The following is a 26,509-nucleotide window of genomic DNA, read 5'->3' on the forward strand; positions in this document are numbered from 1 at the left end:
AAACACGCACGCGGATAGAAAGCGCGAAGTGAGGAGCAAGAGAGAGAATCGCTCAGGACGACGCTCTTCTCTCACTCCTCACTTCTCTTCACTCACTCCCCGCTCTTGCGCCCTTACGCCGCCGCGTGGCGGGTGAACTGCGCCTCTTCGGTGGAGCCGGTCAACGCCGTGGTCGAGGACTGCCCCTGCTGGATCGCCTGGGTCACCTGGTCGAAGTAGCCGGTGCCGACCTCGCGCTGGTGCTTCACCGCGGTGAAGCCGCGTTCGGCGGCGGCGAACTCCCTCTCCTGCAGCTCGACGAAGGCGCTCATCTGGCGGCGCGCGTAGCCGTGGGCCAGGTCGAACATGCCGTAGTTGAGGCTGTGGAAGCCGGCCAGCGTGATGAACTGGAACTTGTAGCCCATCGCGCCCAGCTCCTTCTGGAATTTGGCGATGGTGGCGTCGTCGAGGTTCTTCTTCCAGTTGAAGCTGGGCGAGCAGTTGTAGGCCAGCAGCTTGCCGGGGAACTTCGCATGGATCGCCTCGGCGAACTTGCGCGCATCCTCCAGGTTCGGCTTGCTGGTTTCGCACCAGATCAGGTCGGCATAGGGCGCGTAGGCGAGGCCGCGGCTGATGGCCTGGTCCAGGCCGGCGCGCACCTTGTAGAAACCTTCCACGGTGCGCTCGCCGGTGATGAATTCGCGGTCGTTGGCGTCGATGTCCGAGGTGAGCAGGTCGGCGGCGTCGGCATCGGTGCGTGCCACCAGCAGGGTCGGCACGCCGCAGACGTCGGCGGCCAGCCGCGCGGCGTTGAGCTTGTCCACCGCCTCGCGGGTCGGCACCAGCACCTTGCCGCCCATGTGGCCGCACTTCTTCACCGAGGCGAGCTGGTCTTCGAAGTGCACGCCGGCCGCGCCGGCTTCGATCATCGCCTTCATCAGCTCGAACGCGTTGAGCACGCCGCCGAAGCCGGCCTCGGCATCGGCCACGATCGGCACCAGCCAGTCGGTGCTGTCGTTGCCTTCGGCGTGATGCAGCTGATCGGCGCGCAGCAGCGTGTTGTTGATCCGCTTGACCACCAGCGGCACCGAGTTGGCCGGATACAGCGACTGGTCCGGATACATCTCGCCGGCCACGTTGGCATCGGCCGCCACCTGCCAGCCGCTGAGGTAGATCGCCTGCAAGCCGGCCTTGACCTGCTGCATCGCCTGGTTGCCGGTAAGCGCGCCCAGTGCGTTGACGAAATCCTCGGTGTGCAGCGACTTCCACAGCCGCTCGGCACCGCGCTTGGCCAACGTGTGCTCGACGCCCACCGTACCGCGCAGGCGCACCACGTCATCGGCGCTGTAGTTGCGCTGGATGCCGGCCCAGCGGGGGTTGTTGCTCCAGTCGAGGGTGAGCTGATCGGCGGTGGGCAGGGTGTTCTTCATGATGGACTCCGGTAGCTGGTTCGTGCGGTGACGCGTCGGTCAGAGCTGCTCGTAGGCGGGCAGGGTCAGGAAGTCGGCGAGCTGGTCGTCGTGGGTGAGCGCCGAGAGCAGTGCGGCCGCGGCGTCGGCCTTGCTGGCACCGGGGTGCAGACTGTCGCGCAGCTTGTGCGTGTGCGATGCCAGCGCCTGATCGAACAGGGCGAAATCGATCGGCGCGTGGTCGGTGAACTCCACCCCGCCGTGATGCAGCCACTGCCACAGCTGGGCGCGGGCGATCTCGGCGGTGGCGGCGTCTTCCATCAGGTGGTGGATCGGCACACAGCCCAGCCCTTCCAGCCAGGCGGCGGTGTAGCGCAGCGCCACCTCGACATTGTTGTCGAAGCCGGCGCGGCTGATCGAACCGGCGCACGGCGCGATCAACTGCTCGCGCGTCACGCAGACGTCCTCGCGCAGCTTGTCCAGCTGGTTCGGCCCGGGCATGTACTCATCGAAGATCGCCTGGGCCACTGGCACCAGCGCCGGATGCGCCACCCAGGTGCCGTCGTGGCCGGCCTGCACCTCGCGCAGCTTGTCGGCGCGCACCTTGGCCATCGCCGCCTCGTTGGCAGCCTCGTCGCCCTTGATCGGGATCTGCGCGGCCATGCCGCCCATCGCGAACGCGCCGCGGCGATGGCAGGTCTGGATCAGCAGCTCCGAGTACGCCTTCAGGAACGGCACCGTCATCACCACCTGGCCACGCTCGGGCAGCAGGCGGTCGCGGTGGCCGCGCAGGGTCTTGAGGTAGGAAAAGATGTAGTCCCAGCGGCCGCAGTTGAGGCCGACCACGCGCCGGCGCAGTGCGTGCAGGATCTCGTGCATCTGGAACACCGCCGGCAGCGTCTCGATCAGCACGGTGGCTTTCATGCTGCCGACCGGCAGGTCCAGCTCGTTCTCGGTCAGCGCCATCACGTCGTCCCACAGCGTGGCTTCTTCCATCGCCTCCAGCTTGGGCAGGTAGAAGTACGGGCCGCGCTGCAGGGCGTGCAGCAGGTGCGCGTTGTGGAAGGCGAACAGGCCGAAGTCCACCAGCGCGCCGGCCATCACCTCGCCGTCGACCAGCACGTGCCGCTCGGGCAGATGCCAGCCGCGCGGGCGCACCACCAGCACGGCGGTCTCCCCGGCCAGCTGGTAGCGCTTGCCTTCCGGCGAGGTGTAGGCGATCGAGCCGTTGGCGGCGTCGCGCAGGTTGATCTGGCCGTCGAGCTGGTTGCGGAAGCTCGGCGCCGAGGAATCCTCGAAGTCGGCCATGAAAACCTTCGCGCCGGAATTGAGCGCGTTGATGATCATCTTGCGTTCGACCGGCCCGGTGATCTCCACGCGGCGGTCCTGCAGGGCGGCCGGAATCGGCGCAACGCGCCAATCGCCCTCGCGAATGGCGACGGTGTCGGCGCGGAAGTTCGGCAGGGCGCCGGCGTCGTAGCGGGCCTGGCGGTCACGGCGCGCCTGCAGCAGCTGCTGGCGGCGCGGCTCGGCGAAGCGATGCAGGCGGGCGAGGAAGCCCAGCGCCTCGGGCGTCAGGATGGCTTCGTAGCCGCGCGTATCGGCCTGGATCTGCACCTGCTCGATGGGCAGGCGTTGCTGGGGTACGGCCATGATGTTTGCTCCGCCTTGGGTGGAGCTCCAAACTAGGCCTTCAAGATTGGCTTTGACAAAGCAAATGTTTCAATTTTTGCTATTGTCATTATCAATGATCACCTCAACATATTGATTCCATGAGCCAGAAAATCCGCGCGGCGGCGGAAAAAAAGCCGAAAAAAGGCGTTCCGGACGTGTTGCGCCGCCGCAAAGGCGCCGCCGGCGAGCCGGCCGACCCGGCGCGGTTTTACTACAAGGGCAGCCGCCAGAAGCAGCTTCGGGCCTTTGTCGCCACGGTGAAACTGGGCACCCTGACCCGCGCCGCCGAGGCGCTGTTCCTGTCCCAGCCGTCGGTGAGCCTGCAGCTGCAGGCGCTGGAGCGCGAGCTGGGCGTGACGCTGATGGAGCGCAGCCGCCGACGCATCAACCTCACTGATGCCGGCGAGGCGCTGTACGAGCTGGCGCGCCCGCTGGTGGAGGGCTGGGAAAATCTCGATCGCGACTTCCAGGCCAAGGTGAAGGGGCTGCACGCCGGCCGGCTGACCATCGCCGCCGGCACCTCCACCATCCAGTACCTGCTGCCCGAGCTGGTGCGCCGCTACCGCGAGCGCTACCCGGCCGTGCAGCTGCAGCTGGCCAACGTCACCGGCAAGGACGGCATGGCCTTGCTGCGCGAGGACAAGGCCGACTTCGCGGTGGGCTCCATGCTCGACGTGCCCAACGACATCGCCTGGGCGCCGATCTACCACTACGACCCGATGCTGATCATGCCGCCGGATCATCCGCTGGCGGCGAAGGCCAACGTGACGCTGGAAGACCTGTCGCCCTACGGCCTGATCCTGCCGCCGCAGCGGCTGTCGACCTACCGGCTGGTGGATCTGGTGTTCCAGCAGCGGCAGGTGCCGTACCACGTGGCGATCGAGGTGGGCGGCTGGGACGTGATCAAGGAATACGTCGCCATGGGCCTGGGCATCTCCGTCGTCACCGGCATCTGCATCACCGAGGCGGACAGCTCGCGTCTTGCCGTGCGCAACATGAAGCAGTACTTCCCCCAGCGCAGCTACGGCGTGGTGATGCGCAAGGGAAAATTCCTCAGCGCCGAGGCACGCGCGTTCGTCGACCTGATTCGCCCGGGCCTGCTGACCCACCGCGACTACGACGAGTCGGGCCACTCGGAACGCTGAGCTTCAATCCACGTCGACGTTGTGGTGCTTGCCGCGATAGCCGCGGAACAGCGCGCGAATGCGCACCATCGCGTCTTCGTCGCGCTCGTCCTGGCCCAGGTACACCGGCGCGCCCAGCGTGAAGCTCTTGCTTGGGTAATCGATGAACACCGGCAGGATCGGTACCTCGGCCGCCCGCGCGATGCGCAGGAAGCCGCTCTTCCAGTGCGTGACCTTCTTGCGGGTGCCTTCGGGCGTGATGCCCAGCCACATGCGTTCATGCTGGGCGAAGCGCGCGGCCATCTGCTGCACGATGTCGGTGGCGGCGCCGCGGTCGATCGGAATCAGCCCGAGCGGGCGCAGGATAATGCCCAGCGGGCTGTCCAGCAGCTCGCGCTTGATCATGATGCTGATGTCGATGCCCAGTCCTACCTTCATCAGCAGGCCCCACACGCCGTCCCAGTTGGTCGAATGCGGCGCGCCGATCACGATCAGTTTGGGCAGGTCGGGAAACTCACCCTTCAGTTGCCAGCCACCGAGCCGCAACAGGCCGCGGCAGAGCCAGGGCCAGAACCGGTTGCGGATGCGCGGCGCCTGCGGCGGCAGCGGCGGAACCACCTGCCTCACTCGTGCGCTCCCGGCTTCCCACGGCCCTGCTTGATCCGGCTGCGCTGCTGCTTGCCGGCGAGGCGGCGCTCCTTGGAGGCGCGGGTGGGCCTGGTTGCCACGCGCTTCTTCGGCGGCACCAGCGCGCCGCGGATGATCTCGGCCAGGCGCTCGCGCACGTCGTCGCGGTTGCGGCCCTGGTCACGAAAGCGTCGCCCCTGGATCACCAGCACGCCGTCGTCGGTGAGGCGACGGTCGCGCCGCGTCAGCAGCCGTTCGCGCACGTCATCCGGCAGCGAAGGCGATAGCGCCACGTCGAAACGCAGCTCCACCGCGCTCTCCGTGCGGTTCACGTGCTGCCCGCCCGGGCCGTCGGCGCGCAGGAAGCGCTCGACGAGCTCGGCGTCGGGAATGGCGAGGGTGCGGCTGATCTGGAGCATGGGCGGCAGTGTAGGGGCAGAGCGAGTAGTGAGTGGAGAGGAGTGAGGAGTGAGAGAAGAGCGGATAGAAGCAAAGAGAAAAGGCGGAACGGGAAAGGCGAGCCATCACGCCAGGGCAGGAACAGTGGGAGAAGCGAGCGGCCGCTCCTGCCCTCTCTCACTTCTCACTCCTCTTCACTCACTCCTCGCTCATCCCCCAGCCGAAGCGCGCGAGCAGCGCGCTGAACGCCTCGTCCAGCGGCGCCTCGATCACCAGCGGCTCGCCGCTCACCGGATGGCGCAGCGTGATGCGCCGCGCGTGCAGCAGCATGCGGTGGCAGCCGAAGTACTGCTTGTACAGGCGGTTGTGGTCGCCGCGACCGTGCTGGCAGTCGCCGATGATCGGATGGTGGATGTGCGCCATGTGCTTGCGGATCTGGCGGAAGCGTCCGGTCTCCGGCTCCGCCTCCACCAGCGCATAGCGCTGCTGCGGGTAGCGCCCCAGCGCGATCGGCACCTCCACCGTGGCCAGCCGGCGATAGCGCGTGCGCGCCTCGCGCCGCGGACCGGTCTCGCGCGAGCCGGGCAGTGGGTAGTCGATCAGCGCCTCGACCGGCTCCGGCCAGCCGCGCACCACGGCGAGGTACTGCTTGTGCACGTCGCGCCCCATGAACTGCTCGCCGAGCGCGCTGGCCACTTCGCTGGAACGCGCGATCAGCAGCACGCCGCTGGTGGCGCGATCGAGTCGGTGCGCCAGATACACCGTGCCGCCCACCTGTTCGCGCAGCAGGTCGATCAGGAACTCTTCCGCGTTGCCCACCATCTTCGAGCGGTGCACGGCCAGGCCCGCGGGCTTGTTCACCGCGATGAGCGCGTCGTCTTGATGGAGGATCTCGATCATGCGGTCCACGTGTTGCCGTTGGAGCCCGCTCGCGGGCGATGCTCCTGGCTTGATGTCGATTCAGAGCGAAAGGCAGCGCCCGCGAGCGGGCTCCTACCCGAGGGTCAGCGGCGGCGGGGCCAGGTGAAGGCGAAGGCGAGCAGGCCGGCACTGGCGGCAACCAGCGGTGGCCACACGCCCTGCTGGGGCGCCAGCGTCCACAGCAGCGCGGCCGCGATCAGCAGACTGCCGCCGAGCAGTGCGCCGCCGAGCACGCGCTGCTGGCGCCGGGCCAGTTCCGCCTGCTGCAGAAGTGCCAGCGGATCGCTGACGCTGCGCACCTCGCCGCGCGCGGCCTGCTTGAGCGCGTCGCGCACCAGCTCGGGAAACTGCGGTGCCGCATTGATCCACTCGGGCAGCCGCTTGCGCGCCTCCTTCAGTGTGCGACGCAGGCTGTAGCGCTCGCGCAGGATGCGTTCCAGCACCGGATGCGCCACCGCCCAGATGTCGATATCCGGGTCGAGCATGCGCCCGACGCCCTCGATGTTGAGCAGAGTCTTCTGCAGCAGGATCAGCTGCGGCTGCAACGTGAGCTCGAACTTCTGCGCAGTGCGGAACAGCTTCACCACCAGCTCGGCGATGGAGATCTGCGACAGCGGTCGGGTGAAGTATGGCTCGCACACCGTGCGCACCGCGGCGGCCAGCTCGTCCACGCGCAAATGCGGCGGCATCCAGCCCGCGTCGATGTGCAGCTGGGCGATGCGGAAATAATCGCGCTCGAACAGCGCGATGAAGTTCTGCGCCAGCCAGTACTGATCGGCCTCCGGCAGCGAACCCATGATGCCGAAGTCCAGCGCGATGAAGCGCGGATCGTCCTTGCGCGCGAGGTCCACCCAGACGTTTCCCGGGTGCGCGTCGGCGTGGAAGAAGTTGTCGCGGAACACCTGCTCGTAGAACACCCGAACGCCCTTCACGGCGAGCGCCTTGCGGTCGATGCCGGCCGCGTCGATCGCCGCCACGTCGTCGCAGCTCACGCCGTACACGCGCTCGAGTGTGAGCACGCCGTCGGTGGTGTAGTCCCATTCGACGGCGGGCACGTACATGTCCACGCCGCTTTCGAAATTGCGTTTGAGCAGGCTGGCGCTGGCGCCTTCTCGCTGCAGGTCGAGCTCGTTCTCGAGCATCTTCTCGACCTCGGCCACCACTTCCAGCGGGCGGATCTTGTCGGCGTTCGGATGCCAGCGGTTCACCAGCTCACCCAGCGAGCGCAGCAACGCCACGTCGTTGGCGATGCGCTTGGCGATGCCCGGCCGCAGCACCTTCACCACCACTTCGCGGCCGTCGCGCAGCGTGGCGGCATGCACCTGGGCGATCGAGGCGGAGGCCAGCGCGGTTTCGTCGAAGCGGGCGAACAGCGTGGTCACCGGCTGCTTCAGCTCGCGCTCGACGATGGCGCGCGCCTCGCTGCCGGGAAACGGCGGTACCTGGTCCTGCAGCAGCGCCAGCTCGTCGGCGATGTCGGCGGGAATCAGGTCGCGGCGGGTGGACAGTACCTGGCCGGCCTTGACGAAGATCGGCCCCAGTTCGGTCATCGCGCCGCGCAGGCGGGCGCCACGGGGTAGTGTGTCGACGTCCGGGCGCGGCTTGCCGAAGAACGGGCGCACCAGTTTGAGCGGGCGGAACAGGTGGGCGGCCTCGACGATCTCGTCCAGCCGCCATGCCAACAGCACCGAGGCCACGCGCAGCAGACGCGGAAACACCGTGAGCGAGCTCATGCGCCGCGCCCCTGCATGCGCTGCTGCAGGCGGGCCAGCCGCGCTTCCAGCCGCTCGCTGCGCTCGCGCAGCGCATCGACGCCGTCGAGGAAGGCATCCACTTCGCCCGGTCCCATCACCAGTTGCGCCTCGTCGCGCACCCAGTCGGCGCTGTCTTCGGTGAGATGGGTGGCGGTGTCCTTCGCATGGGCGAGGCCGGCGCGGATCACACGCGCCAGCGGCACGCCGAGCACGTCGCCGAAGGTGCGCGCGAACGCTTCCTCGAAGTCGGGCGCAAAGCCGCTGGCGAGTTTCTCGAGCCGCCGCGCGAGGTCGGCGTCGCCGGCGATCTCCACCTTGCCCGGCGCCACGCCGTCGTCGCCCCGGCGCAGCAGCATGCCGAGCAGGCTGCCCGGCGAGGCGGCCACGTGCAGCTGGCTGTCCTCGGCGGGCGGACCCACGCGCAGCTGCCCCTGTTCCACCGTCACCGCGAGCGCGATCTCCGGCCCGCGCAGGTGCAACTGCACGCTGCGGCCGTGCAGCGCGGCGAGCTTGTGCTGCGTGTCCGGATCGAGCGAAAGGGTGTGGTTGAGCGCGGTTTCCAGCGCGCGGCCGGCGAGCTTGCGCAGCGGCGGCGGGAGCCAGGCGTTGGGGGCGGAGGCAGTCATCCGGCGATTGTAGCGGCCGTACCGTCCAGCCCGGCAGCCGCCGCGCTGGCGTGCCGCACTCGGTATCAGCCCGACGGCAGCGGCGCGGCGCCCTCGAAGCCGAACTGCCGCCACGCCTCGTAGACCGCGATCGCCACGGTGTTGGAGAGGTTGAGGCTGCGGCTGTCCGGCCGCATCGGCAGGCGCAGGCGCTGCGGCGCGGGAATTGCGTCGAGCACATCGCCGGGCAGGCCGGCGGTCTCGCAGCCGAACAGCAGGGCGTCGCCGCGCTGGAACGCCGCATCGACATGCGCCACGCGACCGCGGGTGGAAAAGGCGAACACCCGCGGTCGACCGATGGCGTCAAGGCAGGCGTCGAGGCTGTCGTGCACGGCCAGCGCCGCGTACTCGTGGTAGTCGAGGCCGGCGCGGCGCAGCCGCGCGTCGTCGAGGTCGAAACCCAGCGGCCGGATCAGGTGCAGCGCGGCGCCGGTATTGGCGCACAGACGGATCACGTTGCCGGTGTTGGGCGGGATTTCGGGGCGGAACAGGATGACGTGGAGCATCCGGCGATTATCGCCGCGAAGCGGCGGCGCTGTCGTCCGGATCAGGCCAGCGCAATCAGCCGGCCTGGCGCGGGCACACCACGCCGTCCGGCGGCAGCGCGCAGCCGCTGGCCGGCACCACCATGCCGACCACCGGGGCCACGGCACTGCCAGCCAGGCGTACGGCGGGCGGGGTCTGCACCAGCATGGCGCCTACGATCAGGCCGCAGACGGTGAGGCAGGCAACGAACAGGCCGCGCAGCAGAAGCGATTCGAGTTTCATGGGGTGTCTCCTTTCAATGACCGGGCTAAGGTGTCCGTGCCGCTACTCTCGCAAGTGCCGTGCCAGCGCGGAAGTCGCAGATAACCCGTTGATGCGATGACATTTGTCATGACGCGAGCGGCGACGCGCGACTGTCCGCGGACACCGCTCGTCCGGCAGCGGACAACGCGGCGGACAGACTGTCCCACCCCTGCCGTTCGTCATTTGCACACCGCGCACGGGCGCCGCTACCGTCGGGGAATTGCCCGTGAGAAAGGAGTTTCACCGTGTCGAAGAAACCGCTTGCTCTGCTGATCGCCGGCCTGCTGACCGTGGGTGCCGGCGCGCTGCCATTCGCAGCCGCTGCCGACACCGCGCCTGCCATGGCGACGATGGCAGAGCAGATCCCGCATCTCGCCTACGAGCGCTTCACCCTGCCCAACGGCCTCACCGTGGTGGTGCACGAGGACCACAAGGCGCCCGTGGTCGCCGTGAGCATCTGGTACCACGTGGGTTCGTCCTACGAGCCGAAGGGCAAGACCGGCTTCGCCCACCTGTTCGAACACCTGATGTTCCAGGGCTCGGAAAACCACAAGGACGAATTCTTCAAGCCGTTCGAGCTGGCCGGCGCCACCGACCAGAACGGCACCACCTGGCTCGACCGCACCAACTACTTCGAGACAGTGCCGACCACCGCGCTGGACATGGCGCTGTGGATGGAGTCCGACCGCATGGGCCATCTGCTCGGCGCGATCGGCCAGCCGCAGCTCGACGAACAGCGCGGCGTGGTGCAGAACGAGAAGCGCCAGGGCGAGAACCAGCCGTACGGCCGCGTCGGCGAGCTGATCCAGGCCGAGGCGTTCCCGGCCAATCATCCCTACCACCACGACACCATCGGCTCGATGGCCGATCTCAACGCCGCCTCGCTGGGCGACGTGAAGCAGTGGTTCCGCGATTACTACGGCGCGGCCAACACCGTGCTGGTGCTGTCCGGCGACATCACCGTGGCGCAGGCGAAGGAGAAGGCGCTGAAGTACTTCGGCGACATCGCCGCCGGGCCGCAGGTCCCGCGGCCGCAGCCGTGGGTGGCACCGCGCAAGGAATCCACGCGCGGCACGATGACCGACAACGTGGCGCAGACGCGCATCTACCGCGAGTGGAACGTGCCCTCGCGCACCAGCGACGATCTCACCCGGCTGAGCCTGGCCGCGGCCGTGCTCGGCGGCGGCAAGACCTCGCGCCTGTACCAGCGCCTGGTCTACCGGGACAAGCTTGCCGACAGCGTGTCGGTGGACATCGAGCAGCACGTGCTGGCCAGCCTGTTCCAGCTGCAGGTGGACGTGAAGAAGGGCGTCGACCCGGCCAAGGTGGAAGCGGCGGTCGCCGACGAGTGGCGGAAATTCCTCAAGGACGGCCCCACCGACGACGAGCTGGCCCGCGTGAAGACCGAGGTGCGCGCCTCGTTCGTGCGCGGGCTGGAGCGGGTCAACACGCAGGCCTCGATCCTCGCCGAGGGCCAGCTGTATTCGGGCGATCCGGGTCAGTATCTGAAGGACTTCGACGTGCTGATGGCGGCGACGCCGGCCAGCGTGAAGGCAGCGGCTGACCAGTGGATCGCCAGGGGCGACTACACGCTCACCGTGGTGCCGGGCAAGGTCGAGAACGCCGACATGGCCACCGTGGCCGGTCGGCCGGCCGAGCCGGGCGCACCCAAGCCGGTGCTCAGCCCAAAGGGCGACTACCGCACTGTCAAGACCGACGTCGACCGCAGCAAGGGCGTACCCGAGGTCACCCGCTTCCCCGACCTCACCTTCCCGGCGATCCAGCGCGGCAAGCTCGCCAACGGCATCGAGGTGGTGCTGGCCGAGCGTCATGCGGTGCCGGCGGTGCAAGTGCAGCTGATGTTCAACGCCGGCTTCGCCGCCGACCAAGGCCGCAAGCTGGGCACGTCGAGCTTCACCATGGCCATGCTCGACGAAGGCACCAAGCGCCTCGACTCGGTGCAGATCGCCAAGACCGAGCAGCGCCTGGGTGCACAGATCGGCAGCGGCTGCGGGCTGGATTTCTGCAACGCGTCGCTGAATGCGCTGGATGACCAACTCAAGCCGTCGCTGGCGCTGTTCGCCGACATCGTGCGCAACCCGGCGTTCCGCGACGCCGACGTGGCGCGCGTGCGCGGCCAGTGGCTGGCGCGCATCGCGCAGGAGAAGAGCCAGCCGGTGGGCATCGCGCTGCGCACGCTGCCGCCGCTGCTGTACGGCGAGGGCAATGCGTACGCCATCCCGTTCACCGGCTCGGGCACGGAGGCGTCGATCACCTCGCTCACCACCCAGGACATGCATCGCTTCATGGGCGACTTCATCCGCCCGGACAACGTGAAGATCCTGGTCGCCGGCGACACCACGCTGGACAAGATCATCCCTGAGCTCAACGCGGTGTTCGGCGACTGGAAGGCCAGCGGCAAGGTGCCCGCCAAGCTGCTGGCGAAGGTCGCGCCGCCGGCCAACCCGCGGGTGTATCTGATCAACCGGCCGGGCGCGCAGCAGAGCCTGATCCTGGCCGGTATCGTGGCGCCGTCCACCGAGGCGCCGAACAACCTGCCGATCGAGACGATGAGCAGCGCGTTCGGCGGCACCTTCACCTCGCGCCTCAACATGAACCTGCGCGAGGACAAGCACTGGGCCTACGGTGCCTTCAGCTTCCTGCAGCCGGCTCAGGGTCAGCGGCCGTTCCTGCTGTACGCCCCGGTGCAGACCGACAAGACCGCCGAGTCGGTGGCCGAGATGCTGAAGGAGGCCAGGGGCGTGGTCGGCGACAAGCCGCTCACCACCGAGGAGATCGACAAGATCAAGTCCGGCGACGTGCGCTCCATGCCGGGCAGCTACCAGACCACCAGCGCGGTGATGGGCGCGCTGCAGGGCATCGTGCTGTACCACCGCCCCGACGACTACGTGCAGACCCTCAAGGCCCGCACCGAGGCGCAGACCGATGCCGAGGTCAACGCCGCGGCGAAGGAGGTCATCCACCCGAACCAGCTCACCTGGGTAATCGTGGGCGACCTGTCGAAGATCGAGCAGCCGCTGAAGAAGCTCGACCTGGGCGCGATGCAGGTGCTCGACGCCGACGGCAAGCCGGTGGCCACTGGCAAGTAAGGCGCACCGGTAAGCGTCGGTTGGGGAACGCCGCGGCGTTCCCGCGTTACGATGAGGGGCCGGGCAGGCGACTGCCCGGCCCCTCATGCCATCCATCGCGGAGCTTTCCATGCGCAAGACCCTGTTGCTCGTTCCCGTCGTGCTGCTCAGCGCCTGCTCGTGGGGCATCAAGCTGGACGATTCCGGCAAGGCCGTGCGCACCGCCTGGAGCGGCGACGTTTCGCAGTGCCAGGAGCTGGGCAAGGTCACCGTGTCGGTGATGGACCGCGTCGGTCCGGTCGACCGCAACCAGATCAAGGTGCGCGACGAGCTGGAAGTGATGGCGCGCAACGAGGCGGCCAAGATGAACGCCGACACCATCAAGCCGCTGGCCGACCCGACCGACGGCTCGCAGCCGTGGGGCGCCTACCGCTGCGGCAGCCAGCGCCTGCCTGCCGCCGGCGGAGCCGCACCCGCCACCAGCGGCAGCAGCGCGCCGGCCACGGTGCCGGCGGCCGGCTTCCAGTCTTATCCCATCCAGGGTCATTGAGCCGGCCAGCGAGCGCCGTGGTGCGATGCTACGCACGGCCGTCGTCGAGCGCGGTGGTCGAGCCCGGTGAAAGCCAGACGCCTCATGGCTCGCCCGCCGCCGTAAACGCCGCTGCCGCCGGCGGTCAGTGTCCGCACCGGAGCCGTCATTGCCGCGCTTCCCGCTGATCATGGCGACCCCCATGCTCGACACTTTGCGCGCACGTACCTGGCGGCATCCTTGCCTGACATGAAACGACTGACCCGTCTTCCCGGCCGCATGGCCAGCCGGCTGCTGCCGTTCCGCCGCGCGTCGCGGGCGCAGGCGCAGCGCGATGCGTTGCCGGCGTTTGCCGTGCCTGCCGGCGCGATCGAGACGCTGCCCGATCCGGCGGCTTACCGCGCTCGCTTGCTGGCGGAGATCGCCGCAGCCGAGCGGCGCATCGTGATCGTGGCGCTGTATCTGGAGGACGACGACGGCGGCCGCGAGGTGCTCGACGCGCTGTACGCGGCCAAGGCGCGCCAGCCCGCGCTGGAAATTGCCGTGTTCGTCGACTGGCATCGGGCGCAGCGCGGGCTGATCGGCAAGGCGCGCAGCGAGGGCAACGCCGGCATGTATCGCGCCTGGGCGCGCGAGCGTGGCGACGGCGTGGCGATCTACGGTGTGCCGGTGCAGAGCCGCGAGCTGTTCGGCGTGCTGCACCTCAAGGGCATGGTGATCGACGACGCGGTGCTCTACTCCGGCGCCAGCCTCAACAACGTCTACCTGGCCCGTCACGGCCGCTACCGGCTGGATCGCTACCACCTGCTGCGCCACGCGCCGCTGGCCGACGCCATGGTCGAGTACGTGCAGCGCGTATTCCTCGGCAGCACCGCGGTGGCGCGGTTGAACGTGCCGCTGGTGCCCAGCACGCCGAGTCTGCTGCCGGCGATCCGCACGCTGCGTCAGCAGCTGGCTGTCGCGCAGTACGCCGTGCCGCACGACGAAGTGCCCGGCGCGGACGACGTGGCGGTAACGCCGCTGGCCGGCTTCGGCCGCACCGACAACACGCTCAACGACACCCTGCTGGCGCTGCTCGCCAGTGCGCGCGAGCGGGTGGTGCTGCTCACCCCGTACTTCAATCTGCCGCGCCCGGTGCGCGCCGCGATCGGCCTGCTGCTGCGCCGCGGCTGCACGGTGGAGATCATGGTGGGCGACAAGGTCGCCAACGATTTCTACATCCCGCCGGGCGAGCCGTTTCGCACCATCGGCGTGCTGCCGTATCTGTACGAGAGCAACCTGCGCCGCTTCGCGCGGGTGCACCAGAAGCACCTGGCCAGCGGCCAGCTGGTGCTGCACCTGTGGAAGCACGCCGACAACAGCTTTCATCTGAAGGGCCTGTTCATCGACCACGACGTGGCCGTGCTCACCGGCAACAACCTCAACCCGCGCGCCTGGGCGCTGGACCTGGAGAACGCGCTGGTGTTGCACGATCCGCACGGCCACCTGCGCGCGCAGCATGCGGCGGAGTGGGCGGCGCTCAGGCGCCACGCCACGCGGCTGCGCGATCACCACGCGCTGGACACGGTGCGCGACTACCCGGCCCCGGTGCGCAAGCTGCTGCGCCGGCTCAAGGGCGTGCGGCTGGACCGGTTGGCCAATCGATTGCTGTAGCGGCGCCGGTTGTGGCGGCCGCGGGGCTCGGCGGGGTGTTACCCGGAAAGCACGGCGTCATTGGACGCCAGATTGGGCAGGGTGACGATGAAGCGGCTGCCCATGTTGGCGCCGGCGCTGTGCACCACCACCGTGCCGCCGTGGGCCTGCACCAGCTCGCGCACCACCGCCAGGCCGATGCCGATGCCGCCCTGGGCGAACGCGGCGCCACGCTCGTGCTGCACAAACAGGCCGAAGATCGCCTCCAGCGCGTCCGGTGCGATGCCGATGCCGGTATCGCTGACGGTGATCTCCAGCGCGTCACCGCGCACCACCAGCTCCAGCGCGATCTCGCCGCCCTTGGGGGTGTACTTGGAAGCGTTGTCCAGCAGGTTGCCGAAGATCTGATTCAGCCGCACCGGGTCGCCGTTGAACTCCACGCGGCCCGGCGGCAGGGCCAGCCGCAAAGTCTGCTGGCGGCGCGTCAGCAACGGCTGGCAGTTTTCGCAGCTCTGGCGCAGCACCGCCACCATGTCGACCGGCTTGCGCCGCAGCACCAGCTTGCCGGCGTGGATGCAGGTGCCGTCCAGCAGGTCGCCGATCACCCGCGACAGGTGCGACACCTGCTGGGTGATGATGCCCTGCAGGCGCTCGGTCGATGCGTGGTCGTGGCCGTCCTGGCTGGCCAGCATGTCGGCGGCCAGCTTCAGCGGGGTCAGCGGGTGGCGCAGCTCGTGCGCCACCATCGCCACGAACTTGGTCTGCTGCTGCTGCGCTTCGAGCAGCTGTTCCTCATGCGTCTGCGCGCGCAGTGCGGCGATCACCAGCTGCGCGTTGGCTTCGCGCAGCTGGTCGTGGTTCGACGACTCGGATACCGGCGCCGTCGTCGGCGTGTTCTCGGCGGCCGAAGGGCTGCTGGTGCCGCGGCCGTGGAAAAACCGGAAGCTGCCGGGGCAGGCGCTCTTGGAGGTGTACATCGCCGCATCGGCGTGCTCCATCAGGCTGGCGGCATCCGTGCCGTCTTCCGGATAGATGGCAATGCCGATGCTGGCCGACAGCGCCAGCCGATGGCCGGCCACCTCGGCCGGCTGGGCCAGTGCGGCCAGCATCTTGCGCGCCACGCGGGCCGCGTCTTCGGGTCCGTGCAGCTGGCTGATCAGCGCAAGAAACTCGTCGCCGCCCTGGCGGCTCAGCGTATCGGTGGCGCGGATCACCGAGCCCAGCCGCTGCGCCCCCAGGCGCAGCACCTCGTCGCCCACCGCATGGCCGAGCATGCGGTTGATCTGGCGAAAGTGGTCGAAGTCGATGAAGAACACCGCGAAGTGCCCGTGTTCACGGCGCGCGAGCGCGATCGCCGAATCGAGGTGGTCGCGCATCAGCAGGCGGTTCGGCGTGCCGGTGAGCGTGTCGCGATAGGCGCTGCGGGCCAGCTCGGAAAGATGCTCCAGCGCGGTTTCCGCAATGGCATCCGCGCGCAGCGCGGCCACCACCAGCCGGGCATTGGCCTCCTTCAGCTCCGCCTCGTGCAGGGAGCTTCCCAGCGTCTTGCGGGCCTGGCCCAGATCATCGTGCAGCTGGGCCAGCGCATCGCGCAGGGTGGTCTTGTCGGCCGCCGACAGAGCGCTGTCGGGGACAGGCGGGTTGCCGCCGTGGTCCGTCGATGGGCTCATGGCATGCGTTCCAGAAGGCACCGGTCATCCATCGTCGCAACCGGGGGGCGCCGATCCGGACGGTCGCGAGGGGCTGCCACCGAGTAGTCCTTCGTAGCCCGCCAGCCGCTCTCCGATGCGGATGCCGTGATCGTCGATGGAAAACTGCCGCATCTCGTCCGAGTGCGCGCTGGCGCGCACCTTGACCACCGCCATCACCCGCTGCAGGCGGCTGTCCACCTCGATGTAGCGCTGCACGACGATCGCGTCGGTGAGGAACGCGGTGCCGTAGGGGCTGAAGCGCAGCTCGGTGTAGCGGTCTTCCAGCTCGGAAGTCATCAGCACGGTGACCCCGGCGCCGCACAGCGCCGACACCATGCGCGCCAGCGACTCGCGGAAGTCCTCGCGGAAGGTCGGCGCCAGCGCCAGCTCGAAGCCGGACAGCGAGTCGATCACCAGTCGCGTGGCCTTGAGCCGGCGGATCTCGGTGAGCAGCAGCATCGACATCTCGTCCACCGACAACCCCGGCGCGCGCGTGTCGACCACGCCGATCCTTCCGCTCTTGATCAGCTCGACCACGGTTCGCCCGCGCGAGCGGTCGGCGCGCTGCTCGAACGCGGCGATCACCCCGGTTTCGCCCTGGCGCGCACCTTCGGCGAGAAAGGCGCCGGCGAGGATGCTCTTGCCCGAGCCGGAGGGTCCGGCCACCAGCAGCGAGTAGCCAGCCGGCAGACCGCCGCCGAGCATGGCGTCGAGCTCGGGCACGCCCAGGCCCAGGCGATGGGCAAACGGCTCCTCCATGGAGGATGCGGTGGGCGGCTGCGGCGGCGGCGCGAACACCTGGATGCCGGCATCGCTGATACGGAAGGTGTGCAGGCCCGGTTGGGTGGGCTGCCCGCGCATCTTCATCACGTCCATCTTGCGGACCATGGAGTTGCCCTGCACGCTCTGGCGCAGCCAGATCAAGCCGTCGGCCACGGTGAACACCGGGCTGGGATCGTTGTCGTGGAAATACTCGCCGAGCAGGAACGTGGTGGCCTGCCAGCTGGTCATCAGCATGCCCAGGCGCTGGATGAACTGCTGCAGGCTCAGAAAGGTCTGATCGCCATCGCGGCCGGCCAGCACCACCGAGCGGAACGAGTCGACGAATACCAGCCCCGGCCCGTGCCGGTGCACCTCGTCCACGATGCGTGCCAGCACCTTGCCCAGGTCGCCGGTGCCCGCTTCCTCGGCCAGGTTGATGAAGTGGACCGAGTGGCCAACCTTCTCGCTGTCGAAAAAGCCGAACTGTTGCTGGTAGCGCAGCATCTTCAGCGGCGGCTCGCCCAGCACGGTGAAATACAGCGCCGGCCGCTCGGGCGTGGCCAGCGCGAACATCATCTGGTGCGCCAGCGTGGTCTTGCCGCAGCCCGGTGGACCGGCCAGCACGTTGAACGAAAACTCCGGCAGCCCGCCGCCGAGAACGTCATCCAGTCCGGGCACGCCGGTCGGCAAGCGGTGGATGGTGGCTTTGGCCATGCTCATGACGCGGTGTCCTGTACGGCTTGGCCGCTTGTTGGGGAGATCCAGACGGATCGCAGCAGCCGCTCGGTGAGCGAGCCACCGATGAGATGGGCCAAGAGGTCGCGGAACGTGTACGCCAGTGCGCTGGCAGCGAGCGCGGCGTCCGTGCCGGAAAGCGGGGCAAGCGCCGTGCGCAGCGGTGCGAAGGAGTCGGGTGCGGCCGCCAGCTCGCTGGCGCCTCGCAGGCAGCGATGGTCCGCGCCGGTCAGGTAGATGCTGCGCTGGTAGAGCGCGGTGATGCCGGACTGCCCGATGATCGGCGACAGCGCATCGCTCATGCCGCGCCACAGGGCAACGGCATGTTCGGCAATCTCACCGGCATCCGCGCCCCTGGCGGCCAACCGCTCCCATGAAGCCGGGATCTCGTTTCCGTCATCGTGCATCGGCGATCCCATGAGGTCCGGCGTTCAAGCGAACGTCGCGACCAGCGGCAAGCATAGGCTGTTCGGGCGTTCGCCATGTCTACGAGGCGTGAGCCTGCGTGCGATCGATCGAACCGCGTGCCGGCGAGCGCGGCGCTCAGGCGTCGGCCAGGCGCTGCAGGCGCAGCGTCAGCCAGCGCTGCACGTCCGGCCATTCGCCGGCGAGGATCGAATAGCACACCGTATCACGCAGGCTGCCGTCGGGACGGCGCTTGTGGGCGCGCAGCACGCCGTCGCGATGCGCGCCGAGCCGCTCGATGGCGCGCTGCGAGTCGAGGTTGCGGTGGTCGGTGTGGAACTCCACCGCCACGCAGCCCAGCGACTGGAACGCATGATCGAGCAGCAGACGCTTGCAGGCGGTGTTGAGGTGGCTCTTCTGCCAGCGCCTGGCGTACCAGGTGTAGCCGATCGCCACGCGCGGCAGCGCCGGGTCGAAATCGTAGTAGCGGGTGGTGCCGACGATCTCGCCATAGCGCTTCTCGCGCACCGCGAACGCCAGCATGCGGCCCTCGGTCTGCCCGGCCAGCGCGGTGGCGATGTAGCCGGCGGCGGTACCCGGCGGCGGCGCGCTGGTGAACCACAAGTTCCACAACTCGCCATCGGCGGCAGCCGCTTCCAGCGCGGGCGCGTGCTCGGCGTGCAGCGGTTCGAGCAGGACGTGGTCGTCCTCCAGGTGCACGGGGGCGAGGGGCGTCATGCGGCGGGGCTCAGGCGTCGAGGTCGGGGATCAGCTTGCTTTCCAGTCGCGCGATGGCGTCCTTCAGCAGCAGCTTGCGCTTCTTCATGCGGGTGATCTGCAGTTCGTCGCGCGAGCCGGCAGCGACCATCTCGGCCACCTGTGTATCCAGCGCGCGGTGTTCGCGCCGCAATTCGGCCAGCATCTGGGCGATCGAGGGCAAGTCCGGGGCCGTCATGGCGGATGCGCGTGGAAGAAAGGCCGCAGTGTACGCTCCCGGCCCGGCCCGGGTCAGCCCGCTACAATGGGCGTCTTCCGTACCCCTTCCCCGCCCATGTCCGCCTCGCCCGACCGCCCACGCAAGCACAGCTACGAAGCCGGCAAGCTGGCCAAGCGCCTGCGCCACCAGGTCGGCCAGGCGATCGCCGACTTCAACATGATCGAGGACGGCGACACCGTGATGGTGTGCCTGTCCGGCGGCAAGGATTCCTACACTCTGTTGGACATGCTGCTGTCGCTGCAGGCGAAGGCGCCGGTGCGCTTCGAGCTGGTAGCGGTGAACCTGGACCAGAAACAGCCGGGTTTTCCCGCCCACGTGCTGCCGGATTACCTCACCGCGCGCGGCGTGCCGTTCCACGTCATCGAGCAGGACACCTACAGCACGGTCACGCGGGTGATCCCAGCCGGCAAGACCATGTGCAGCCTGTGCTCGCGCCTGCGCCGCGGCGCGCTGTACCAGTGGGCCGCGGACAACGGCGTCAGCAAGATCGCGCTGGGCCATCACCGCGACGACATCCTGGGCACGTTTTTCCTCAACCTGTTCTACCAGGCGCAGCTGAAGGCGATGCCGCCCAAGCTGCGCTCTGACGACGGCCGCCACGTGGTGATCCGCCCGCTGGCTTATTGCAAGGAAAGCGACATCGCCGAATACGCGGCGGAGCGGGCGTTTCCGATCATCCCGTGCAACCTCTGCGGCTCGCAGGAGAACCTGCAGCGCAAGGCCGTTGGCCAGATGCTGGTCGAGTGGGAAAAGCTGCAGCCCGGGCGCAGCGAGAACATCTTTCGTGCGCTCGGCAGCGTGTCGCCCTCGCAGCTGGCCGATCGCAAGCTGTTCGACTTCGCCGCGCTGGGCGCGAAAGAAGGCGCGTCCGGTGCCGATGCGCGCGCGTGGCTGGCCGGTTATGCTGGCGAGCCTGCCGCGGACGAAGTCGTTTAGACGTCCATACTTCCAATTGCAATCATTCGAGTACCGTCATGTCCCTCTTTGCATCCGTTGAAATGGCCCCGGGCGATCCGATCCTCGGCCTTACCGAGGCCTTCGTCGCCGATCCGCGCCCGAACAAGGTGAACCTCGGCGTGGGCATCTACACCGACGAGCAGGGCCGGGTGCCGGTGCTGAAAGCGGTGCAGCAGGTGGAGCAGGCGCTGGCGCGCGATACGCAGCCGCGCGGCTACCTGCCGATCGATGGCCTGCCGGCGTACAACAAGCTCAGCCAGCAGCTGCTGTTCGGTGAAGGCTCGCCGCTGCTCGAAGCCGGCCGCGTGGCCACTGCGCAGACCATCGGCGGCAGTGGCGCGCTGCGCGTGGCCGCCGACCTGCTCAAGCAGGTCGGCGGTGTCAACGCGAAGATCGCCATCAGCAACCCGAGCTGGGGCAACCACCACGTGGTGTTCCGCACCGCCGGCTTCCAGCTGCTGGATTACCGCTACTACGACGACAGCACCCGCGGCCTGGATTTCGCCGGCATGCTGGAGGACCTGGGCAAGCTGGAGCCGGGCACCGTGGTGCTGCTGCACGCGTGCTGCCACAACCCTACCGGCGTGGACCTCAACCCCGACCAGTGGGCGCAGGTGGTGGAGCTGGTGAAGGAGCGCAATCTGCTGCCCTTCGTCGACATGGCCTACCAGGGTTTCGACCAGGGCATCGACGCCGACGCCACCGCCGTGCGCATGTTCGCCGAGTCGGGCATCGAGGCGTTCGTGGTGGCCAGTTCGTACTCGAAGTCGTTCTCGCTGTACGGCGAGCGCGTGGGCGTGCTTTCGATGGTCGGCGCCGACCGTGACGAAGCCGCGCGGCTGCGCTCGAAGATCAAGCAGACCATCCGCGCCAACTACTCCAGCCCGGCCGCCCACGGCGGCCAGCTGGTGGCCGGCGTGCTGGCCAGCGGCGAACTGCGCGCGCTGTGGGAGAGCGAGCTGGGCGCCATGCGCGAACGCATCCACGCCATGCGCGCCGGGCTGGTGCAGAAGCTCGCCGCGCACGGCCACGAGTTCGGCTTCATCCAGCGCCAGGCGGGCATGTTCTCCTACTCGGGCCTGAGCAAGGCCCAGGTCGACCGCCTGCGCGAGGAGTTCGCCATCTATGCGCTCGGTACCGGGCGCATCTGCGTGGCGGCGCTCAACACGCAGAATCTCGGTTACGTGGCTGATGCCGTCGCCAAGGTGGTGGGCTGAGATCGTTAGTCGCAGCCCGTGATCCATAAGCGCCCCAACCTCCACGCCCGTCATTCCGGCGAAAGCCGGAATCCAGCGCCTCTGTCGTGCACTCCGAAAGACGCTGGATCCCGGCTTTCGCCGGGATGACGGTGAGGGAGAGCCGGGCTGTTGGAGCACATCGACGGCGCCAAACCACACATCTTCACCAGCGGACCGGGCGTCTCCCCGGCCGCCCAACCCGGACACCGCATGTTTTTTCGCAATCTCACCCTGTTCCGCTTTTCCCCCGCCGTCGCCGAGGATCTGAACCGCCTGGATGACGCCCTCGCCGAGCACCGCCTGCGCCCCTGCGGCCCGCTCGAAATGTTCACCAAGGGCTTCGTGCCGCCGGTGGGCCGCGGCGAGGAGGCTGCGCTCACCCACGTCGTCAACGCCTGCACCATGGTCACCGTGGGCGGCGAGGACAAGCTGCTGCCGGCCGCCGTGGTCAACGACGAGCTGCAGCGCAAGGTGCAGAAGATCGCCGAGGAGGAGGGCCGCAAGGTCGGCGGCCGCGAGCGCAAGCGGATCAAGGAAGACCTGCTCACCGAGCTGCTGCCGCGCGCCTTCGTGCGCACCTCGCGGCTGTCCGCCTACGTCGACCGGAAGCACGGCTGGCTGGTGCTCGACACCTCCAGCCGCAAGTCCGCCGAGAACGCGCTGACCCAGATCCGCGAGGCGCTGGGCAGTTTCCCCGCGGTGCCGCTGGCGCCGGAGGAGGGCCCGCGCGTGCTGATGACCGACTGGCTCGCCAACGGCACGCTGCCGGCCGGGCTGGCGCTGGGCGACGAGGTGGAGCTGCGCGATCCGGCCACCGCCACCGGCGCCATCGCCAAGTGCCGCCGGCAGGAGCTGGACAGTGAGGAGATCAAGGAGCACCTGCGCAACGGCAAGCAGGTGTTCCAGCTCGGCCTGGTGTTCGACGACCGCATGAGCTTCGTGCTGGGCGAGGACCTGATCGTGCGCAAGCTGAAGTTCCTCGACGTGGTGCTGGACGAAATGGGCGACAGCCACCAGGACGCCGCCGCCGAGGCCGACGCCAGCTTCGCCCTGCTCACGCTGGAGCTGGAGCGCCTGCTGGCCAAGCTGGAAGAGTGGTTCGGCCTGCCGCGGCCGGCCGACGCCTGACATACGCGGGCGCATGGTGCGGGCCGCGGCACGCGTGGCCGCACCCGGTTGAAACATCACGTGCGCGTCGCCAAACCCTGCCAGAATCCTGAGCAACCCCCAGCGTGGTCGGGCGACTTCAACGACGCCCGCGCCGCGGCTTGACCCACAGGCAGACGGCAGCATGGCGCAGCAACTCGAAGGCGACTGGCTGGAACTGGCGACCGCCGGCGGCAGCACGATCCGCGTGCTGAAGGCGGCGCATCCGCGCGCCCGTCGCCTGCGCCTCACGGTGACGCCCAAGGGCGCGCGGGTCAGCTATCCGCACGGCACGCACCCGGCCCAGGTCAGCGCCTTCCTGCGCAGCCACGCCGACTGGCTGGAGCAGAAGCTCGACGAGCTCAACCTGCTGGTGAAGCCGCTGCCGCCGCTGCGCGTGGGCTACACCACCGACATTCCGGTGAGAGGCGAACGCGTGTCGCTGGACTGGGCCGAAGGCCCGTATCCGCGCATCGAGAGTGCCGAGGCCGGCATCACCCTGATCATCCCGCGGCCCCATACCCGCGCCCTGCCGGTGGCGCGCGGCCTGCTCGCCTCGCATTTTGAATCCCTGATCCGCCGCGACGTCTCGCGCTGGCTCGCCAGCTACGTGCCGCAGCTGGGCCTGGCGCCCACCGCGCTGAAGATCCGCCCGCTGAAAAGCCTGTGGGGCAGCCTGGACACGCGCGACCGCATCAACCTCGACCTCGCCCTCGCGCTGGCCCCGCCCGCCGCGCTGCGCTACGTGCTCGCCCACGAGCTGTGCCATCTCAAGGTACGCAACCACTCGCCGCGGTTCTGGGCGCTGGTGGAAACCCTGTTCCCCGGCTGGCGCGAGCAGCGCGACTGGCTGCGCCAGAACGGCTCGCTGCTGAAGGCCGAGCTGGACCGCCTGGTGGCGGACGTGGCCGACTGACGCCGCGGCGCGGATCGCGCACGGAAAACCGTCGTCGCCGCTGGCGCGCCGGGCAAACCGCAGGAGCACCCATGACCGAGTCGTCGAAATACTGGTTCCCCGCCAAGCGCTACGGGTGGGGCTGGGGCCTTCCCGGCACCTGGCAGGGATGGCTGGTGCTCGCCGTTTACGCCACGGCGCTGGTGGCATGGGGCGCGGCGTTTCCGCCGGCTGCCGGTCATGGCGCATTCCTCGTCGGTGCGGGTGTGGCGACGATCGCTCTGCTGCTGATCTGCTGGCTCAAGGGCGAGCCGCCCAGGTGGCGGCGGGGGCGATAGTCCGTCGCTGCAGCGGCAAACGGTGCGCCGCGCGCCTTGGTCAGCGCTTGCCGGCGGCGGCTTGCCCGGGTCGACGCACCGTCCGCAGCTTGCCGCTGCTGCCGCCGCCGCAGAAGAACGTCCCGGCGCCATCGGAGTCCAGTCCCGACACCACGATGCCCGGCGGCATCTCCACGCTTTCCAGCACCTCGCCGCTGTCGGCATCGATGTGCCGCAGCTCGCTCTGCTCGCCTTCCCAGGTACCGTGCCAAAGCTCGCCGTCGACCCAGGTGACGCCGGTGACGAAGCGGTTCGATTCGATGGTGCGCAGCACCGCCCCGGTCTGCGGATCGACCTGGTAGATCCTGCGCTCGCGGTAGTGTCCGACCCACAGCGTGCCCTCGGCCCAGGCCAGGCCGGAGTCGCCGCCGCCGCCGGGTGCGGGGATGGTCGCCAGCACGCGGCCGGTCTGCGGATCGATGCGGTGGATACGATCCTCGGCGATCTGGAACAGGTGCTCACCGTCGAACGCGGTGCCCGCGTGCGCGGGCAGGTCGATCGAACCCAGCGCCTCGCCGCTGGCCGGATCGATGGCGCGCAGGCGGTCGCCGGTGGCCATCCACACCTGCCGGCCGTCGTAGGTGACTCCGCCCACGCTGTCGACGCCGGGGAAGGGACCGTGCTCGCGCACGATGTCGGCGGCTGATCGTTTCATGGCTCGGTCCTGGGCACGCGGTGCGGACATGCTAGTCGCCGGGCAGCGGCGCGGGGAGTAACAGAACGGTCGCGAATCCCGGCATCGGCGGCGTCATCCAGCGCCGCGCGCGGCCGCGGCCGAACGACTGGATCTTGCCCGCGGTGGCCAGCGCGTCGAGCGCGCGCTGCACCGTGCGCTGGCTCTCGCCCAGCGCCAGCGCCAGCGCCGAGCTCGACCACGACTCGCCGTCGGCGAGCAGGGCGAGCACCGCGGCATGCTTTTCCTCGACCGGTCGCGTCAGCACCACGGCCGTCCGGCCGGCGTGCGGCACCAGCGCAAAGCCGTGCCGGGTGGCGCGTACCTCGGCCAGCGAACCCAGCGCCGCGCGCAGCCGTCCGATCTCGACGCGCAGGCGCGCGCGATGCGATTCGTCGATCGCCCTGGCACGGAACGCGCGGGCGATGAGGATGTTCCGCGGCACGTCGGCCGGCCACGCCTCGCCCAGCAGGCGCGCCAACGCGAACAGCACCGGCCGGCTCGCCAGCGGCACCACGGTGCCGCGCGCGCGCACTGCATATCGGCAGGCGTCCACCACCAGTGCATCCGAGGCCAGCAAGGCCTCTACCTCGTCCAACCGCAGCAGCCGCTCTTCGCCCGTGGCCAGCAGCCGCGCCGCGGGTGCGCGCAACACGAACGCGGCGTGCTCGACCTCGGCAATCAGCGAGGGGATGCCCGCGCGCCGCGCGGCGAGTTCGGCATGGGCGAGCGCATCGCGCGCCGCCGCCGTATGCAGGCGCCGCATCGCGATGCCCGCAAGCACCAGCGCATGGGCGGCCAGCAGCGCGGGTGGCAGCGGTGCGGGATCGAATGCGCCAAGCAGGCGCTCGGCCTCGTCGAGTCGGCCGATCAGCAGCAGGCGGCGGATCGCCAGATAGTGCGCGTGCGCCGCGTTCACGCGGTCGCCGTGGGCCTCCAGCGTGGCGCGCGCCGCATCGAGCGTCTTCGCCGGCCAGCCCAGTTCGCGCGAGGCGAGGGCGACTTCGGCCTCGGCGACCACGCAGCGTGCGCGCGCCACCGCTTCGTTCGCGCCGAACGCGCGCGTCGCCCGGCGCAGCAGCGCCTTCGATCGCACGAAATCACCGAGCTGCGCCATCGCGATGCCGCGCAGGGCGAGGGCCGCTGCGTCCTCGCGCAGCGCGACGCGCTTCAGCGCGCCGAGCGGATCGCCGGCGGCAAGCGCGCGCGCCGCGGCGGTGATCAGTGAATCCATCGCAGCCGGCCCGTTTCCAATCGCGCCACCGTTGTCACTCCCTCCGCCTGATCGGCCCGACCTAGCCTATCCCACGCTCACCGCATGCGGCCGCCGGCCGGCAGCGGACCGATGCATTTCATCTGGAGGATGTGCCATGAACAAGATCGTCGTGTGGGGATTTCGCTGGGCGCCGCCGTTCGCCCAAGGGCTGGTGCGCGACCTGCGCGTGCGCTGGGCGCTGGAGGAGGCCGGCCTCGCCTATGACGTGCAGCTGATCGATTTCGACGAGCGTCACGCCGGTGCCTACCGCCAGCGGCAGCCGTTCGGCATGGTGCCGGCGTTCGAGGCGGACGGCCGTGGCCTGTTCGAATCCGGTGCCGTCGTGCATCGCATCGCCGCGGAATCGCCGCTGCTGATGCCCGTCGACGAGCCGGCGCGTGCCGAGGTGGTGAGTTGGATGTTCGCCGCCTTGAACACGGTCGAGCCGCCGATCCAGAGCCTGCTGGAAATGGACCTGCTGCACGCCGACGAACCGTGGGTGGCGCTGCGTCGCCCCGCCGTGGTCGAGGCGGTGAACGCGCGGCTGGCGGTACTTGCGGGCCACCTCGGCACGCGCGACTGCCTGCTCGACCGCTTCACCGCGGCGGACCTCCTGATGGCGACGGTGCTGCGCTTCCTGCGGCACACCGACCTGGTCGACGGGTGCCCGACGCTGGCCGCCTACGTGGAGCGCTGCGAGGCGCGTCCGGCCTTCCAGCGGGCGCTGGCGGCGCAGCTGGCGGACTACGCCCGGCACGCTCCGCTCGCCGCCTGATGCGCGCGCGCA

26 protein-coding genes are annotated in these 26,509 nt (G+C 69.2%); 10 read left to right on the forward strand and 16 right to left on the reverse strand.

The annotated features are described in order from the left end of the window. Positions 1-113: 113 nt before the first annotated feature. Complete coding sequence (gene aceA / locus ISP17_RS01555) at positions 114-1,409, reverse strand: isocitrate lyase (protein WP_404629754.1); 1,296 nt, start codon at positions 1,407-1,409, stop codon at positions 114-116. A gap of 39 nt (positions 1,410-1,448) precedes the next feature. Continuing rightward, the gene (gene aceB / locus ISP17_RS01560) at positions 1,449-3,041 is read right to left on the reverse strand and encodes a malate synthase A (protein ID WP_404629755.1); all 1,593 of its coding nucleotides are present in this window, start codon (positions 3,039-3,041) and stop codon (positions 1,449-1,451) included. Positions 3,042-3,160: 119 nt separating this feature from the next. On the opposite strand from aceB, the gene ISP17_RS01565 reads away from it, so the two are divergent. Continuing rightward, the gene (locus ISP17_RS01565; RefSeq protein WP_404629756.1) at positions 3,161-4,207 is read left to right on the forward strand and encodes a LysR family transcriptional regulator; all 1,047 of its coding nucleotides are present in this window, start codon (positions 3,161-3,163) and stop codon (positions 4,205-4,207) included. Between the two features lie 3 nt (positions 4,208-4,210). Here ISP17_RS01565 and ISP17_RS01570 read toward each other — a convergent pair whose 3' ends face one another. The 7 genes from ISP17_RS01570 to ISP17_RS01600 all read right to left on the reverse strand — a co-directional run bounded on the left by ISP17_RS01570 (position 4,211) and on the right by ISP17_RS01600 (position 9,320). Further along, on the reverse strand, positions 4,211-4,813 hold the full coding sequence (locus ISP17_RS01570; protein WP_404629757.1) for a 1-acyl-sn-glycerol-3-phosphate acyltransferase: 603 nt from the start codon (positions 4,811-4,813) through the stop codon (positions 4,211-4,213). Beyond that, positions 4,810-5,232: an alternative ribosome rescue aminoacyl-tRNA hydrolase ArfB gene (gene arfB / locus ISP17_RS01575; RefSeq protein WP_404629758.1), complete on the reverse strand. Its 423-nt coding sequence runs from the start codon at positions 5,230-5,232 to the stop codon at positions 4,810-4,812. The genes ISP17_RS01570 and arfB overlap by 4 nt, the downstream gene beginning before the upstream one ends. Positions 5,233-5,410: 178 nt before the next feature. Continuing rightward, positions 5,411-6,112 carry a pseudouridine synthase gene (locus ISP17_RS01580; RefSeq protein WP_404629759.1) on the reverse strand — a complete coding sequence of 234 codons (702 nt, stop codon included), beginning with the start codon at positions 6,110-6,112 and terminating at the stop codon, positions 5,411-5,413. 104 nt (positions 6,113-6,216) lie between these two features. After that, positions 6,217-7,866, reverse strand: coding sequence for a ubiquinone biosynthesis regulatory protein kinase UbiB (ubiB, locus tag ISP17_RS01585; RefSeq protein ID WP_404629760.1), 1,650 nt, complete (start codon positions 7,864-7,866; stop codon positions 6,217-6,219). After that, a complete protein-coding gene (locus tag ISP17_RS01590) occupies positions 7,863-8,513 on the reverse strand; it encodes a ubiquinone biosynthesis accessory factor UbiJ (RefSeq protein ID WP_404629761.1) in 651 nt (216 codons plus the stop codon). Before ISP17_RS01590 ends, ubiB begins: the two co-directional genes overlap by 4 nt. Positions 8,514-8,578: 65 nt before the next feature. Beyond that, positions 8,579-9,058: a tRNA (uridine(34)/cytosine(34)/5-carboxymethylaminomethyluridine(34)-2'-O)-methyltransferase TrmL gene (trmL, locus tag ISP17_RS01595; protein ID WP_404629762.1), complete on the reverse strand. Its 480-nt coding sequence runs from the start codon at positions 9,056-9,058 to the stop codon at positions 8,579-8,581. A gap of 55 nt (positions 9,059-9,113) precedes the next feature. Then, positions 9,114-9,320 carry a hypothetical protein gene (locus ISP17_RS01600; protein ID WP_404629763.1) on the reverse strand — a complete coding sequence of 69 codons (207 nt, stop codon included), beginning with the start codon at positions 9,318-9,320 and terminating at the stop codon, positions 9,114-9,116. Between the two features lie 266 nt (positions 9,321-9,586). On the opposite strand from ISP17_RS01600, the gene ISP17_RS01605 reads away from it, so the two are divergent. The 3 genes from ISP17_RS01605 (at position 9,587) to pssA (ending at position 14,612) form a co-directional block, all read left to right on the forward strand. Continuing rightward, positions 9,587-12,451 (forward strand): M16 family metallopeptidase, encoded by a 2,865-nt coding sequence (locus ISP17_RS01605; protein WP_404629764.1) that lies wholly within the window; start codon positions 9,587-9,589, stop codon positions 12,449-12,451. A 109-nt stretch (positions 12,452-12,560) separates the two neighbouring features. After that, positions 12,561-12,980 carry a DUF4156 domain-containing protein gene (locus ISP17_RS01610; protein WP_404629765.1) on the forward strand — a complete coding sequence of 140 codons (420 nt, stop codon included), beginning with the start codon at positions 12,561-12,563 and terminating at the stop codon, positions 12,978-12,980. A 228-nt stretch (positions 12,981-13,208) separates the two neighbouring features. Continuing rightward, positions 13,209-14,612 carry a CDP-diacylglycerol--serine O-phosphatidyltransferase gene (pssA, locus tag ISP17_RS01615; protein WP_404629766.1) on the forward strand — a complete coding sequence of 468 codons (1,404 nt, stop codon included), beginning with the start codon at positions 13,209-13,211 and terminating at the stop codon, positions 14,610-14,612. Between the two features lie 38 nt (positions 14,613-14,650). On the opposite strand, the gene ISP17_RS01620 is transcribed toward pssA, so the two are convergent. The 5 genes from ISP17_RS01620 to ISP17_RS01640 all read right to left on the reverse strand — a co-directional run bounded on the left by ISP17_RS01620 (position 14,651) and on the right by ISP17_RS01640 (position 19,139). Further along, the gene (locus tag ISP17_RS01620) at positions 14,651-16,261 is read right to left on the reverse strand and encodes a diguanylate cyclase domain-containing protein (protein WP_404629767.1); all 1,611 of its coding nucleotides are present in this window, start codon (positions 16,259-16,261) and stop codon (positions 14,651-14,653) included. A 24-nt stretch (positions 16,262-16,285) separates the two neighbouring features. After that, the gene (locus ISP17_RS01625) at positions 16,286-17,764 is read right to left on the reverse strand and encodes an RAD55 family ATPase (RefSeq protein WP_404629768.1); all 1,479 of its coding nucleotides are present in this window, start codon (positions 17,762-17,764) and stop codon (positions 16,286-16,288) included. Next, the gene (locus ISP17_RS01630; protein WP_404629769.1) at positions 17,761-18,198 is read right to left on the reverse strand and encodes a hypothetical protein; all 438 of its coding nucleotides are present in this window, start codon (positions 18,196-18,198) and stop codon (positions 17,761-17,763) included. The genes ISP17_RS01625 and ISP17_RS01630 overlap by 4 nt, the downstream gene beginning before the upstream one ends. Before the next feature lie 124 nt (positions 18,199-18,322). Further along, on the reverse strand, positions 18,323-18,922 hold the full coding sequence (locus ISP17_RS01635) for a GNAT family N-acetyltransferase (protein ID WP_404629770.1): 600 nt from the start codon (positions 18,920-18,922) through the stop codon (positions 18,323-18,325). A 10-nt stretch (positions 18,923-18,932) separates the two neighbouring features. Further along, the gene (locus ISP17_RS01640) at positions 18,933-19,139 is read right to left on the reverse strand and encodes a YdcH family protein (protein ID WP_404629771.1); all 207 of its coding nucleotides are present in this window, start codon (positions 19,137-19,139) and stop codon (positions 18,933-18,935) included. A 96-nt stretch (positions 19,140-19,235) separates the two neighbouring features. Here ISP17_RS01640 and ttcA point away from each other — a divergent pair, with 96 nt between their 5' ends. The 5 genes from ttcA to ISP17_RS01665 all read left to right on the forward strand — a co-directional run bounded on the left by ttcA (position 19,236) and on the right by ISP17_RS01665 (position 23,755). Next, on the forward strand, positions 19,236-20,117 hold the full coding sequence (gene ttcA, locus ISP17_RS01645) for a tRNA 2-thiocytidine(32) synthetase TtcA (RefSeq protein ID WP_404629772.1): 882 nt from the start codon (positions 19,236-19,238) through the stop codon (positions 20,115-20,117). Between the two features lie 38 nt (positions 20,118-20,155). Next, a complete protein-coding gene (locus tag ISP17_RS01650) occupies positions 20,156-21,355 on the forward strand; it encodes an amino acid aminotransferase (RefSeq protein ID WP_404629773.1) in 1,200 nt (399 codons plus the stop codon). A gap of 231 nt (positions 21,356-21,586) precedes the next feature. Next, a complete protein-coding gene (locus tag ISP17_RS01655; RefSeq protein ID WP_404629774.1) occupies positions 21,587-22,504 on the forward strand; it encodes a recombination-associated protein RdgC in 918 nt (305 codons plus the stop codon). A gap of 163 nt (positions 22,505-22,667) precedes the next feature. Next, positions 22,668-23,438 (forward strand): M48 family metallopeptidase, encoded by a 771-nt coding sequence (locus tag ISP17_RS01660; RefSeq protein ID WP_404629775.1) that lies wholly within the window; start codon positions 22,668-22,670, stop codon positions 23,436-23,438. A gap of 71 nt (positions 23,439-23,509) precedes the next feature. Further along, entirely contained in the window at positions 23,510-23,755 is a 246-nt protein-coding gene (locus ISP17_RS01665) for a hypothetical protein (protein WP_404629776.1), read from the forward strand. Between the two features lie 40 nt (positions 23,756-23,795). On the opposite strand, the gene ISP17_RS01670 is transcribed toward ISP17_RS01665, so the two are convergent. Further along, on the reverse strand, positions 23,796-24,449 hold the full coding sequence (locus ISP17_RS01670) for a Vgb family protein (RefSeq protein ID WP_404629777.1): 654 nt from the start codon (positions 24,447-24,449) through the stop codon (positions 23,796-23,798). Positions 24,450-24,480: 31 nt separating this feature from the next. Continuing rightward, positions 24,481-25,701 (reverse strand): helix-turn-helix domain-containing protein, encoded by a 1,221-nt coding sequence (locus ISP17_RS01675; protein WP_404629778.1) that lies wholly within the window; start codon positions 25,699-25,701, stop codon positions 24,481-24,483. 136 nt (positions 25,702-25,837) lie between these two features. On the opposite strand from ISP17_RS01675, the gene ISP17_RS01680 reads away from it, so the two are divergent. Continuing rightward, positions 25,838-26,497, forward strand: a complete 660-nt coding sequence (locus tag ISP17_RS01680; RefSeq protein WP_404629779.1) for a glutathione S-transferase family protein — start codon at positions 25,838-25,840, stop codon at positions 26,495-26,497. Positions 26,498-26,509: the final 12 nt, after the last annotated feature.

This window comes from Dyella ginsengisoli (assembly GCF_044904665.1).
In the GTDB taxonomy this organism is placed as follows: domain Bacteria; phylum Pseudomonadota; class Gammaproteobacteria; order Xanthomonadales; family Rhodanobacteraceae; genus Dyella_A; species Dyella_A ginsengisoli.

Coding starts and splice junctions, on each gene's coding strand:
- arfB (WP_404629758.1), bottom strand. CDS start 5,232: ATGCTCCAGATCAGCCGCACCCTCGCCATTCCCGACGCCGAGCTCGTC.
- aceB (WP_404629755.1), bottom strand. CDS start 3,041: ATGGCCGTACCCCAGCAACGCCTGCCCATCGAGCAGGTGCAGATCCAG.
- ISP17_RS01675 (WP_404629778.1), bottom strand. CDS start 25,701: ATGGATTCACTGATCACCGCCGCGGCGCGCGCGCTTGCCGCCGGCGAT.
- ISP17_RS01670 (WP_404629777.1), bottom strand. CDS start 24,449: ATGAAACGATCAGCCGCCGACATCGTGCGCGAGCACGGTCCCTTCCCC.
- ISP17_RS01640 (WP_404629771.1), bottom strand. CDS start 19,139: ATGACGGCCCCGGACTTGCCCTCGATCGCCCAGATGCTGGCCGAATTG.
- ISP17_RS01580 (WP_404629759.1), bottom strand. CDS start 6,112: ATGATCGAGATCCTCCATCAAGACGACGCGCTCATCGCGGTGAACAAG.
- ISP17_RS01665 (WP_404629776.1), top strand. CDS start 23,510: ATGACCGAGTCGTCGAAATACTGGTTCCCCGCCAAGCGCTACGGGTGG.
- ISP17_RS01660 (WP_404629775.1), top strand. CDS start 22,668: ATGGCGCAGCAACTCGAAGGCGACTGGCTGGAACTGGCGACCGCCGGC.
- ttcA (WP_404629772.1), top strand. CDS start 19,236: ATGTCCGCCTCGCCCGACCGCCCACGCAAGCACAGCTACGAAGCCGGC.
- ISP17_RS01630 (WP_404629769.1), bottom strand. CDS start 18,198: ATGGGATCGCCGATGCACGATGACGGAAACGAGATCCCGGCTTCATGG.
- ubiB (WP_404629760.1), bottom strand. CDS start 7,866: ATGAGCTCGCTCACGGTGTTTCCGCGTCTGCTGCGCGTGGCCTCGGTG.
- aceA (WP_404629754.1), bottom strand. CDS start 1,409: ATGAAGAACACCCTGCCCACCGCCGATCAGCTCACCCTCGACTGGAGC.
- ISP17_RS01635 (WP_404629770.1), bottom strand. CDS start 18,922: ATGACGCCCCTCGCCCCCGTGCACCTGGAGGACGACCACGTCCTGCTC.
- ISP17_RS01600 (WP_404629763.1), bottom strand. CDS start 9,320: ATGAAACTCGAATCGCTTCTGCTGCGCGGCCTGTTCGTTGCCTGCCTC.
- ISP17_RS01590 (WP_404629761.1), bottom strand. CDS start 8,513: ATGACTGCCTCCGCCCCCAACGCCTGGCTCCCGCCGCCGCTGCGCAAG.
- ISP17_RS01650 (WP_404629773.1), top strand. CDS start 20,156: ATGTCCCTCTTTGCATCCGTTGAAATGGCCCCGGGCGATCCGATCCTC.
- ISP17_RS01625 (WP_404629768.1), bottom strand. CDS start 17,764: ATGAGCATGGCCAAAGCCACCATCCACCGCTTGCCGACCGGCGTGCCC.
- ISP17_RS01655 (WP_404629774.1), top strand. CDS start 21,587: ATGTTTTTTCGCAATCTCACCCTGTTCCGCTTTTCCCCCGCCGTCGCC.
- ISP17_RS01620 (WP_404629767.1), bottom strand. CDS start 16,261: ATGAGCCCATCGACGGACCACGGCGGCAACCCGCCTGTCCCCGACAGC.
- trmL (WP_404629762.1), bottom strand. CDS start 9,058: ATGCTCCACGTCATCCTGTTCCGCCCCGAAATCCCGCCCAACACCGGC.
- pssA (WP_404629766.1), top strand. CDS start 13,209: ATGAAACGACTGACCCGTCTTCCCGGCCGCATGGCCAGCCGGCTGCTG.
- ISP17_RS01680 (WP_404629779.1), top strand. CDS start 25,838: ATGAACAAGATCGTCGTGTGGGGATTTCGCTGGGCGCCGCCGTTCGCC.
- ISP17_RS01610 (WP_404629765.1), top strand. CDS start 12,561: ATGCGCAAGACCCTGTTGCTCGTTCCCGTCGTGCTGCTCAGCGCCTGC.
- ISP17_RS01565 (WP_404629756.1), top strand. CDS start 3,161: ATGAGCCAGAAAATCCGCGCGGCGGCGGAAAAAAAGCCGAAAAAAGGC.